The organism is Polaribacter staleyi, assembly GCF_038024045.1.
Classification (GTDB): Bacteria; Bacteroidota; Bacteroidia; order Flavobacteriales; family Flavobacteriaceae; genus Polaribacter; species Polaribacter butkevichii.
In genome coordinates, this window is sequence record NZ_CP150665.1 from 3,567,501 (window position 1) to 3,580,302 (window position 12,802).

The window sequence follows — 12,802 nt, forward strand, 5'->3', positions numbered from 1 at the left end:
TAGCGTCAATGATTTCTTGTTCTTGACCGTCTGTTAATCCTGCTTTATTAGTTTTGCTATTAAATGTTAATTGATAAGTAAAACCGCTATCATAACATCCACAAGCTGGTGTGTACATTCCTATGATATATAACTTATTATCATTAAAGGTATAGCCAGGATAATTAGTTGTTAAACTCCATGTATTTGTTGATGTTGTACCTGCAAATGGAGGCAAATTACTACCAGTGTTATTACCATGTGCAAAGGTGCTCCAATCTATTACTATAGAAGGATATGAAGATACTTCTGCAACATACCAATGGTAATCTATACAGTTTCCATGTAAAGTATCATCTGTTGTTCCGCTTGAATTTAATGAACCAGTAATATCTTTTGTAAGACCATCATGTTCTATAGTGATTGCTAAATTAGGCTCTTCTACTTCGCCTACATAAATATCATCTATGGCTAAATCGTTTCCATCTCCATTACCTGTTTCATTTAGAATTATCTTAACTGTTTCTGTAGTGCCTGTTGCTGTAAAGTTAATAGTTTCTGTTTGCCATGCACAAGGATCTGTTGGTGGTGTGTTAACGGTAAAGATTGTGTTTGAACTGCCTGCTTCTAAAGTTACTTCTGGTTTTATATCAAAAGTACATTGTGGCATATTCTTAAAATTAGCACACACTTTATAAGTTTTTCCCTTTTCTAGTCCTGTTAGTGTTTGTTCCCATACGGTACTTGATCCGACTTGTTGGGTTTTTCCGTTTACAACCATAAATTTATTATTGCCTGCATAGGTTGTTGGGTCTGCACAAAAAGAATGATCTGTAATAGTAGTTCCAAATGCCACTGCTGTTGTTGTTACATTGTATTCTCCTGGAAATGTTGTAGCTGTTTGAGAATAATCGCTAGAAAAACCTGTGTTTCCTGCTTCAAAGTTTGCATTGTCGGCTAAGTTTGTAGCATCACAACAATAAGCTCCATCATTATTATCACAAAAACAAACATCATTATTTATTCCAGATGTTTGTCCATCTTGAACTCCTAATACTGGATTTGAAGAATATTGTGTTAATGTTTGTAAATTTCCATTTAAATCTACTAAATCAAAAGTTAATTTAGTTACTATATCGTAACATGTACCTGAAGTTTGGTTTGGAAACAATGCTGCTGAGATATTAAACGAATAGTTATTTGATGTAATTGTAGGTGTATTATTTGTTGTAACGATTGTGTTACTTTGATAAATATCTAGGGATATATTTACATTAACTGCACCTTTAGGAACATCAAAACTACCACCATATGTGTTTTTTTCATCGATACATTCTTTTCCTTTTAAATCTAAATCGATATAACCTTCATTGGTGTTTTTACATTCTTTACATACATCATCTATATAGGTATACCCTTTATGACCACCTGCAGAACAATCTGAATTAATAAACATTACAACAACCTCTTGACCTATTTTACTAGATAAGTCTAAATATGCACAACGCCAGTCTCTATAATAAGTTCTTCCAGAATTTACGGCATTAATAAATGGGTTACTTGGGTTACCTATATCTATTATTTTATCTATAGTATTACCAGACATATCTACTGCTTCTGCGGCAAAAAACACTTCAGATCCGTTGGCATCTCCATTGGTTCCAGAATGACTTTTATCCATTACTATAGCATATTGAAAATAGTATTTAGCATTTTCTGCTGTAACTACAAAACGTTTTGCTACTGCTTCTGCACTGTGGCCTGCGGCATCATTACCTAGACGTAAAGATTTTGTTCCTGATGTACCGGGTGCAGTTCTTTGTAACGGATAAGATGGACTAGCTGTTGATATTATAGGGTCTAGACCAGAAAGCTGAATGGATGTATGATTTTGACCATGTGCAGGACCTGTAAAAGGTAAAGCTGCTACACCTGGGTTTAAAATTAATCCGTTTTCTATAGGTAACGTTTGTATAGAATGTTTTAATCCTATACCTGTCCATCCAGCATAAGCATCTTCGAAACCACCATTTTTACATGCATTTTCTGATAATGGAATTTTATCTAATATAGATTTTATTTGTGCAGAAGATTTTAATGTTGGTTTGTATTGATCTTCTATAAAAATATTAATTTCTTTAGCTAATCTTGGTTTAGTCCATTGTATATCATATTCGTAATTTAATTTACGTTCTTTTACTTGAATAATAGTGTCTTTGTAAATTTGTGCACTTACTACATTGGTTATTAGTAATAGTGCTACAAGGATAAATTGTGTAGTTGTTTTCATAATTTTTAGGTATTTGATTAGTCTTTCAAATTTAGTTTCTTCTTTTAACTCCAAGTACAGGCGAATCCTCCTTTAATAAAAGTATTTACACTGTTTTACAAATTGTAGTTGTTAGTGTATTCTTATTGCTTAGTAACTAGAGGGGGGAGTTGTTTTTATAACCTATATATTTAAAGGAAAGTATTAGTTTCTATTTATTTTTAACAATGTTTAGAAACTAATCACTAAACGGGAAGATTTAGTTAAATTAGAAATGATAAAGTAGTGTTTTTTTTATTTGATATAAATTTGTATATTTGGTTAACCAAATTGGTTTACCAGTTTATTTTTTGAAACTGATTTATTTTTTTGGATTTACAATATCTATATTTAATTATCATTTTTATGAAAAACTTTGTCTTTATACTTATTATTATTTTTACTTTAAGAACTGTTAATTTTTCTGCTCAAGAACAAATAGTGTCTAATATTACAGAATACAATAACACTATTAAATCAGCAAAAGCCGGAGATATAATTGTGTTAAAAAAAGGAGTTTGGCAAGATGTTGAATTAAATGCATTTGGAAAAGGTGAAGAAGGAAAACCAATTTTAATAAAAGCGGAAGTTCCTGGAGAAGTAATTATAACAGGTAATTCTACTTTAAATATTTATGGAGAATATGTAATTGTAACTGGTTTATGGTTTAAAGATGGGCATTCATCCTATAAATCGGTTGTACAGTTTAAAAAAGATTCAAAAACTTTTGCTAACAACTGCCGTTTAACAAATTGTACTATTTCTTATGTTACCGTTGATGATGGAATAAAAGATCATTGGGTAGACCTTTGGGGTAAGAATAATAGAGTTGATCATAATAACTTTACAGGAAAAACGAGTCCGGGTACAACTTTGGTTGTTTGGCTTAAAGGACAAGAACATACAGAAAATAATCATAGAATAGATAATAATATTTTTGGACCACGAGAAGAATTAGGTACAAATGGAGGTGAAACCATTAGAATTGGTACCAGTACCAACTCTAAAAAATCTTCGAAAACTTTAGTAGAAAGAAATGTTTTTGCCAATTGTGATGGAGAGATAGAAATTATTTCTAACAAGTCTGGAGACAATATTTATAGAGATAACTTATTTGTAGGTAGTAAAGGTGCTTTAACTCTTAGGCATGGTGATAATGCGTTAGTAGAAAGAAATGTGTTTTTAGGAAATGGTGTTTCTAAAACAGGGGGAGTTAGAATTATAAATTCTAATCATATCATTAGAAATAATTTATTTGTTGGTTTAGAAGGTGATGGTTTTAGAGGACCAATTGTAGTTATGAATGGTGTACCAAATTCGCCTTTAAATAGGTATGAACAAGTTAAAAATGTAGATATTCAGAATAATACAATTATAAATTCGGGGCCTATTTCTTTTGGAGAAGGTAAAGATTCCGAAAAAACGTTAGCTCCTATTAATACTAACTTTTCTAATAACTTAATTTATAATACCAAAACGGGTAATAACATTTTGTTTGTTGATGATGTTTCTGGCATTAACTTTAAGAACAATTATATAGATGTACCTACAAAACAAAATTTAGAAGGTTTTATCGCTACAAAAATAGATTGGAAGGAACTTGGGGCTTTTCTTATACCTACAGCAAATAACCAAAATTTACTAGTTACTTCTAAAAATGATAAAAGTTTTAATAAGGATATTACCAATGCTGTTCGTAAAGTGTTTACTGCAGGTGCTTTTAATTTAGATTCTAAAAAACTACCCAAGGCTTTAAAGTTAAGAGCAGGTACAACTTGGACACCTACTATTGTTGCTCCAATTGTAAAACCTGTTGAAATTTCGGTGGCACCAGGTATAGAAACACTAAGAAAAGCAATTGATAAAGCAGCACCAGGATCTATATTAAATTTAACTTCTGGAGCGTATATTTTAGAAAAGAAAATTAAAGTTTCTAAAAATATTACAATTGTTGGAGACAAAAATGGAGAAACAATTATAAAAGCAAAAAAAGATTTAGATAAACCTATTGATTATCTTATTAGAGTTAACGAAGGAGTTCATTTAAATCTTAAAAATGCTATTTTAGATGGAGAAAATTCTAATTTAAAATATGCTATTGTTTCTCCGGATAAACAAGAAGCAGGGTTGTATAACTTGTTTGTAGAACATGTTACGTTTCAAAACTTTACAAACAAAAAAGGAGGAAGTGTTTTTAAGGCTTATAATGGTACACAAGCAGATACTTTAAGTTTTAAAAACGCTATTTTTAAAAATAATTATAGAGGTTTAAATTTATCTTATGATAAAGATATTATGGGTAAATACAATGCAAATACTATTATTATAGACAATTCTATTTTTGAAAATATTGAAGAAGCAGCTATAAACTATTACAGAAAAACGGTAACCCCAGAAATACCAGGAGGAAATTTAATTGTAAAAAATTCTATTTTTAGTAATGTTTATAATGATGAAAAAGGTAAAATTATTAGAACAGACGGAATTGGAAGTGTAGAAATTACAAATTCTGTTTTTGAAAACAGTTTTAAAGTTACAACTCCTATTTCTTTAAAAGGATCAAATAATAGTATTTCTAATTGTTTAATTTATAACAGCGGTTTTGTAAAAATAAGCGGCAAAGCTAAAAAAGAAAATATACTTTATAAAAACCCAAAATGGGAAGATAAAGCTCTTTTTATCCCTAGTAAAAAATCTTTGTTATTAAAGAAAAATAATAATATTGATACGATAGGTCTCATTAATTAAGGACTGTTTTTATTTAAAACTACTTAATAATCAATTTGTTATTTTTTCTGATGATTAAGGCATGAAAACAACATCTGCTCTAAATTTTCCGCTCTAAATTTTTTAAAATCAAATTAAGTGCATATATTTGGTAAACCAATTTGGTAAACCAATTATATGCATTTTTTATGATTCTCAAAAAAACAGTTTTAGTTTTTACTTTCTTAAGTTTTTTTACGCTGATTTGTTGTACTTCTAAAGATGATGCTATAGAAGAATTACCCGTTAAAATTGAAGAAGAAGATAATAATGAGGGAGACAATTTGGTAAATTATGCAGATATAGATTTTTCTAATTGGAAAGTAACTTTACCTGTAGATGAAGATAACAATGGTAGTCCGGATGAATATAAACCAGATGAATTAATAAATGGAAAATACAGAACTATAAAAGCTGTACAACCCTACATGTATGATGATACAACAGATGCTTCTATTGTTTTTTATGCATTTCCATTAAACGCTACAGCTAATAGTAAGTATTCTAGAACTGAATTAAGAGAGTTAATTAAGCCTTCTGACTCTAAAGTTAATTGGACTTTAGAAACCGGAGGAACTATAGTAGGGAAATTGAAAATGCTAGAAGTCTCTAAAGACAAATCATCTTCTAGTGAATATCATAGAGTAATTGTAATGCAAATTCATGGTGTTATTTCTATTGAAGATATGCAAAAATATGGTTTTTCATCAAATAATGGTCCACCTTTAATAAAAATGACCTGGATTGATGGAGATTTATGGGTTTATAAAAAATCTTTGGTAAACGAAAATACAACAGGAAATAATCTATTAGATGTATCTAGTAGTACTTGGACTGACGAAAAATACAATATGGGTACCGTAGGTTTTAATGAGTTTCAATTTAGTATTAAGGCAACTAAAGGAAAAATTGAATTACAACTAAACAATGAAAATCCTTATATTTATGAAGACATAAGTTTAGCCAAATGGCCTTTTCAAAATTATTACAAAGCAGGAAATTATCTGAATACAACAGATTCGGGTGCTTTTTCTAAATTAAAATATTATTCTTTATCAGTATCACATTAATCATTTATATAAATTTTTATGAAAAAATCATTTCTAATTATCAGTTTATTTTTAACACTTCTTTCTTGTAAAGAAAATGTTACAAATGAAATTATAGTAGGTAATAATTCAGAATTAATTGAAGCAACAAAAAATGCAAAAGCAGGTGATGTTATTGTTATTAAGAACGGAACCTACAAAAATGTAGAAATAGAGTTTATAGGTGATGGAACAAAAGAAAAGCCTATTGTTTTAAAAGCAGAAACACCAGGTAAAGTTTTTATAGAAGGGGTTTCTAATTTAGAAATTGGTGGTTCTTACCTGCAAGTAAGCGGACTTTATTTTAGAAAAGGGTATTCGCCAACAAAAGACGCTATTGCTTTTAGAGTAACAGAACATAAAGTAGCAAATTATAGTAAAGTTACTAATTGTGTAATTTTAGATTATAACCAATTACAGAGAGATAAAGATGATTTATGGGTTCAGTTTTATGGTACACACAACGAATTAAGTAATTGTTATATTGCTGGTAAAACAAACGGAGGACCAACAGTAAGAGTAGATTTAAAAGGAAACCAAAGTATTAGAAATTACCACAAAATTATAAATAATCATTTTGGGCCAAGACCAAGAAAAGGTGGAGCTAGAGGAGAATCTATACAATTAGGAAGTAGTTTTACATCTATGTCGCCAAGTAACACAACGATTGCAAATAATTTATTTGAAGAATGTAATGGTGAAGTTGAAATTATTTCTAGTAAAACAAATTTTAATATCATTAAAAACAATGTCTTCTATAAAAGTGAGGGTTCTGTAGTTACTCGTCATGGTAATTATGCTACCATTGATGGGAATTATTTTATTGGTGATGGTATTAATAAACAATTTGGTGGAATTAGAATTGTAAACACAGGTCACTGGATTATCAATAACTATTTTTATAATATTATTGGAGAAAATTTTAGAAGTCCGTTAGCCGTTATGAACGGAATTCCTAAATCTCCATTAAACAGATATAATCAAGTAACAGATGTTGTAGTGGCTTATAATACTTATGTAAACTGTAAATCGCCTTGGCAATTTGGTGTTGGAACAAATATTGCACAAGCCGCAGTGTTGCCAAAATCAGAAATTCGTTCTGCAAGAGCATTAAGAACTGTTGTTGCAAATAATGTAATTTATAATAAAACAGGAGATAAAAACCCTATTATAGAACATGATAAAGCTGATGGTGTAACTTTTAAAAATAACATTATTAATAATCAGGGTGTAGATTTTGATAATGCTAAAAGAATACAAGCAAGTAAATTTGAGTTAACAAAATTAAGTGAAAACATCTACATTCCTCAATTAGAAAGTGGTTTAGAGATTTATGATGGGTTTGGTTTTGATACCATTACCGAAGATCTTTTTGGGAATTCTAGAACAAAATCAAATTCTATTGGAGCAACCATTCAAGGTAAGTTAAAAGACCCTTTAATTTTAGATAAAACAAAATATGGAGCAAACTGGTATTCTAATGTAATAGAAGCTAAAGAACCTACAGTTATTGTGGCTACAACTGCTAAAGGAGATTTAGAAGAAAAAATTGCAGTAGCAAATCCAGGAGATATTATAGCTTTAAGCGCAGGTAAATATACGGTTGATAAATCGATTGTAATTAATAAAACAATTACACTTCAATCTAAAGAAAATGAAAAAGCAGAAATTGTTTTTACAGGATTAGAGAACGGACCAGCATTTGAATTGAATCCTTATGGTATTTTAAATATCAAAAACATTGTACTTACAGGAAATGGTAAACAATTACTTTTTGCAAGTTTAAAAGAAAACATGTTTAATCATTTTGGTTTAAGTGTAACCGGATGTGAAATTAATAACTTTAATTATGTTTTAAAAGCTTACAAACAAACATTTGCAGAAACAATTACTTTTACAAATACGTTAATTTCTAATTGTGAAAACGGAATTGAATTATCTGAAGAAACAAATGATAGAGGAGATTACAATACAGAATATTTAACTATTGAAAATTGCAACTTTACAAACGTACAGCAAAACGTCATAGATTATTATAGAGGTGGTTATGATGAGTCTACTATTGGTGGAAACTTATTAATAGCTAATAGTACTTTTACAAATTGTGGAAGCAAAGAAAAAAACGGTATGTTATTAAATCATAGAGGTATTGTAAATGTTAATATTACTAAAAATGTATTTAAAAATAATAAAGTTAAATATGTTTCTATTTTATGGGGAGCAAAAAATAATGTAGAATCTAAAAATACATTAAGTAATTCTGGTAAAATAAAAACTGAAGAAAATTTAGTAATGAAATTGATGTATTAATAACATCTGTTTTAGAAACAAAATCCTACAATGCTTTATTGCTTTGTAGGATTTTTTTTATGCCCAATTATTAGCTTTGTATTATTTTGTTTAGATAGTTAATTTTTATCAATATATGTCAATTATAAACAAGTGGATTATCTTATTTAGCCACAATTTCTAATTTATAAAAATAAAATTTATTGTTAAAAGGCTAAGATTTTAGTGAGAAAGAGAATTAGGTTAGTTCGTGCTATCTAAGAATAGTTATTTTTTTAATAGTTTCTTTATCAATTGTTTAAAATAACTCGTAATAAATTTTGATAATTCATTTTTATTTGTATTTTTGGTAAACCAATTTGGTAAACCAATTTGGTAAACCAATTTTTTATTTACATCTAAAATTTATACGTATGAAAAAAACATTACTTTTCACAAAAAAAATAAATACATTATTTACCTTAATGGTATGCTGTTTTTGCATTAATTATGGATGGAGTCAACAAGTTATAGGAGAATTTGCTATAATGGATGGAGGATTAGAAAATCAAACAGCTGGAAAATTATCTAGTCAAGGTTCTAGCGCAACAGATCCTTCGCCAACTTGGTCTATTTCTACAACAGGTGGTACTACAGATGAAAGTATTTTAGATACGCCTGCAGATGCCAGAACAGGTAATTTTTCTGTACAAGCTCAATTAAATAATGATAAAGACAATGCACGTCTTCAAGTACCATCAACCGTTGCGCCTAATGCAATGGCAGTTGATACAGAATATACAATTCAATTTTTTTATAAATCACCAGAAGTAATTGCAGAAGGAAATTTAAAACCAGGTATTTATTTAAATAAAACATCTGGGGGGAAAACTACAAACAGAACAGACGTAAGTACTTTTGCTGTTAATACTTGGACAAAAACTTATGGAACCGTTACAACAAATGATACTTATAATGTTGTAAACTGGGCTGTTGCAAGGTTAGGAGGAGAAAAAGGTGAAGATAAACCGTTAATTTCTTTTGATGATTTTGTTGTTTATTCTGGTGCTTATGATGATGTAGTTCCTGGTGCTGTAACTGTGGGTAATTATGAAAATAATAGCGGTACTGCTACTGTAAGTTGGACAGCTCCTTCTGATGGTGTAGATGGCGGAGGCTATGTGGTTTTTAAATATGCAACAGAGCCAAATGCAGATAACGATCCTAACCAAAATGGTATTTATGCACTGGGAAGTGTAACTACAAATGGTACAGATGGTTTAACAGGTACGGTGGCTTATCTAGGTACAGAAACTTCATTTACAGATACCCATGTTGCCGGAACTTATTATAAAATATATACTGTTGATAAAGCGTTTAATTATTCTGATGAATTAACGGTTGCTACTGATGCAACAGCTTCTGTTAACGATGTTTTTTCATCACAAATTAGCATTTCTCCAAATCCAGCTAGAGAGTTTGTTCAAATTACATCAGCAGAAAATATTACAGCAATCGAAATTTATAATTTAATTGGTAAGAAAGTGGTTTCTGCATCAAATTTAATAAATAATAAAATTGATGTTTCTAACTTATCTAAAGGTATATATGTTTTAAAGGTTATGAGTGATAAACTTGTAGGTTCTAAGAAAATAATTATTGAGTAATTTTTTGAATTAGTTACTTTATAAAGCCCATTTATTTTATTAGATGGGCTTTTTTTTGCTCTGTTTTTTATTAAAAGTTACTTTTTACAAGCTTATTTATGTTAAATCCATTTATTTCTATCTTATTATTTTGTTAAAATATCAAATAAGCATATATTTGGTAAACCAATTTGGTAAACCAATTTAATGTTTATGCTGTAGTTAATAGATTTATCATCAATTATTATAGTTTTTTTTTGAGTAGGTTTATTGGAATTTAACTCTAAAAATGATTTAGAAAAGTTAAATACATTAGAGTAATAAGTTTTTTGTAATATATGTAACAATTGGTTGCTTTATAGATTTAGCAAATTTTGTGTTACAAAAAGCAAAAAATACTTGGTTAAGATAAGAAATTGATAAAAAGATATAAAAATTATTGCTAAAAAATAAACATGAAATTAAAACAGCACATACTATTAAATTTTGCACTTGTAATCATTGTTTTTACAATGTTTTCATGCAATAAAGAAACAACTACTGTTTCAGATAGCAAAAAGGCTACTTCAACTTCAAACCAACATCCTAATTTAATTTTAACGGCACAAGGAGTTAAAGATATTAGAGCGCAATTAGGTACTATTCCTGTTTTTGATAATACATTAAAAGCGGTAAAAGAAGAAATAGACGCAGAAATTGCCTTGGGAATAGAGACTCCAATACCTTTAGATTATTCTGGTGGTTATACACATGTTCGTCATAAACGTAACATGATCGTATTACAGAAAGCAGGTGTTTTATATCAAATTTTAAATGATGAAAAATATGCAAAGTATGTAAAAGACATGTTAATGCAATATGAAGCGATGTATAAAACTTTACCATTGCACCCAAAAACAAGATCGTATGCAAGAGGTAAGTTGTTTTGGCAATGTTTAAACGATGCAAACTGGTTGGTTTATGTAAGTCAAGCTTATGATTGTGTGTATAATTATTTATCAGAAGAAGAACGCAATAAATTAGAAACAAACTTATTTAAACCCTTTGCAGATCATATTTCTGTAGATAGTCCTCAGTTTTACCAAAGAGTTCACAATCATAGTACTTGGGGTAATGCAGCGGTTGGTATGATTGGTTTGGTTATGAATGATGCAGAATTAATTGATCGTGCTTTGTACGGAATTAAAGATTTAAAATTAGATACCAAAGAAAAAGATGATGATGGTGGTTTTTTAAATAAAGATGGTAAAGCTGGTTTTTTAGCAAATATAGAAGAACCTTTTTCTCCTGACGGATATTATAATGAAGGGCCTTATTATCAACGTTATGCCATGTATCCTTTTTTAGTTTTTGCAGAAGGACTACATAATGTAAAGCCAGAATTAAAGATTTTTGAATATAAAGAAGGAGTGCTTTTAAAATCGATTAATGCACTTTTAAATTTATCTGATGCAGATGGAGATTTTTTTCCATTAAATGATGGTCAAAAAGGGATGTCTTATTACAACGATGCTTTGGTTACTGCGGTAGATATTTCTTATTATTTTGGTAAACAAGATGCGGGTTTATTAACAATTGCATCAGAGCAAAATAAAGTTTTATTAGACGATTCTGGTTTAGCTGTGGCATTGGGAATAAAAAATGGAAAAGCAAAACCATTCGAAAAAAAGTCTATTAATTTATCTGACGGACCAGAAGGTAAACAAGGTGGTGTAGCTATTTTAAGAAACGAAGATATTGAGCTTGTTTTTAAATACGCATCACAAGGTTCTAGTCATGGTCATTATGATAAATTATCATACTCATTATACGAAAAAGGAGATGAAGTTATTCAGGATTATGGTTTAGCTCGTTTTGTAAATATTGAACAAAAAGGTGGTGGAAATTATTTAAAAGAAAACAAAACTTGGGCAAAACAAACCATAGCGCATAATACTGTAACCCAAAATGAAACTTCTCATTATGGTGGTAAATATGAAGTAGGAAGTCAAAATCATCCAGACTTGCATTATTTTTCTTCGGATAACAAAAATGTACAAGCTTCAAGTGCAAAAGTAACCAACACCTATCCTGGTACAGATATGCAAAGAACGGTAGCGGTTATTAAGGATGAAGATTTCGAAAAACCTTACGTATTAGATATTATGAAAGTAAGCTCTGATAAAGCAAATCAGTACGATTTTCCATATTACTTTTTAGGGCAGGTTTTAAATACCAATTTCGAGTATACCATACCAAAAACATTAAAACCTTTAGGGAGTAAAAACGGATATCAACATTTATATTTAGAAGGTAATGGTAAATCTAAAGAAAGCAACGCTAAATTCTCTTGGTTAAATAAAGGTAAGTTTTATACTTTATCAACTATTTCTAATGCTAAAGATGAAATACTTTTTACAAGAATTGGTGCTAATGACCCAGATTTTAATTTACGAAGAGAAGCTGCAATAATGCTAAGGAGAAAAAACACCAAAAACACACTTTTTGTATCAACAATAGAGGCGCATGGTAGTTATAGTCCTGTTTCAGAATCAGCAATTAACTCTAAAAGTAATATTAAAGAAATAAAAGTGGTTTTAGATACTGTAGACTATACTGTAATTTCTATTACAACTCTAAAAGGTAATACAAAACTATTTATAACAGCAAATACAAATGCTTCTAAAGAAGCAAAACATACTTTAAAAATCAACAACAAGAATTTTACTTGGGTAGGTTCTTATTATTACAAATAAATTTAAAATAAA

General features: G+C 29.3%; 6 protein-coding genes (1 of these 6 running past the window's edge). 5 read left to right on the top strand and 1 reads right to left on the bottom strand.

All coding sequences use genetic code 11. The features are described from left to right. Positions 1-2,269 carry the 5' portion of a T9SS type A sorting domain-containing protein gene (locus tag WHD07_RS14870; protein ID WP_343329036.1) on the bottom strand. It extends 296 nt beyond the left edge of the window, so only the first 2,269 of its 2,565 coding nucleotides appear in the window; it begins with the start codon at positions 2,267-2,269; its stop codon lies beyond the left edge, outside the window. Between the two features lie 384 nt (positions 2,270-2,653). Here WHD07_RS14870 and WHD07_RS14875 point away from each other — a divergent pair, with 384 nt between their 5' ends. The 5 genes from WHD07_RS14875 (at position 2,654) to WHD07_RS14895 (ending at position 12,790) form a co-directional block, all read left to right on the top strand. After that, the gene (locus tag WHD07_RS14875) at positions 2,654-5,035 is read left to right on the top strand and encodes a polysaccharide lyase 6 family protein (RefSeq protein ID WP_343329037.1); all 2,382 of its coding nucleotides are present in this window, start codon (positions 2,654-2,656) and stop codon (positions 5,033-5,035) included. A gap of 167 nt (positions 5,036-5,202) precedes the next feature. Next, positions 5,203-6,123 carry a polysaccharide lyase family 7 protein gene (locus WHD07_RS14880; RefSeq protein WP_343329038.1) on the top strand — a complete coding sequence of 307 codons (921 nt, stop codon included), beginning with the start codon at positions 5,203-5,205 and terminating at the stop codon, positions 6,121-6,123. A gap of 18 nt (positions 6,124-6,141) precedes the next feature. After that, complete coding sequence (locus tag WHD07_RS14885) at positions 6,142-8,451, top strand: chondroitinase-B domain-containing protein (protein ID WP_343329039.1); 2,310 nt, start codon at positions 6,142-6,144, stop codon at positions 8,449-8,451. Between the two features lie 392 nt (positions 8,452-8,843). Then, positions 8,844-10,076 (top strand): T9SS type A sorting domain-containing protein, encoded by a 1,233-nt coding sequence (locus WHD07_RS14890; RefSeq protein ID WP_343329040.1) that lies wholly within the window; start codon positions 8,844-8,846, stop codon positions 10,074-10,076. Between the two features lie 434 nt (positions 10,077-10,510). Further along, positions 10,511-12,790, top strand: a complete 2,280-nt coding sequence (locus tag WHD07_RS14895) for an alginate lyase family protein (RefSeq protein WP_343329041.1) — start codon at positions 10,511-10,513, stop codon at positions 12,788-12,790. Positions 12,791-12,802: the final 12 nt, after the last annotated feature.

What these genes read in the sequence shown, in the direction of transcription:
- WHD07_RS14875 (WP_343329037.1), top strand. Translation starts at nt 2,654, where the DNA reads ATGAAAAACTTTGTCTTTATACTTATTATTATTTTTACTTTAAGAACT.
- WHD07_RS14880 (WP_343329038.1), top strand. Translation starts at nt 5,203, where the DNA reads ATGATTCTCAAAAAAACAGTTTTAGTTTTTACTTTCTTAAGTTTTTTT.
- WHD07_RS14885 (WP_343329039.1), top strand. Translation starts at nt 6,142, where the DNA reads ATGAAAAAATCATTTCTAATTATCAGTTTATTTTTAACACTTCTTTCT.
- WHD07_RS14890 (WP_343329040.1), top strand. Translation starts at nt 8,844, where the DNA reads ATGAAAAAAACATTACTTTTCACAAAAAAAATAAATACATTATTTACC.
- WHD07_RS14895 (WP_343329041.1), top strand. Translation starts at nt 10,511, where the DNA reads ATGAAATTAAAACAGCACATACTATTAAATTTTGCACTTGTAATCATT.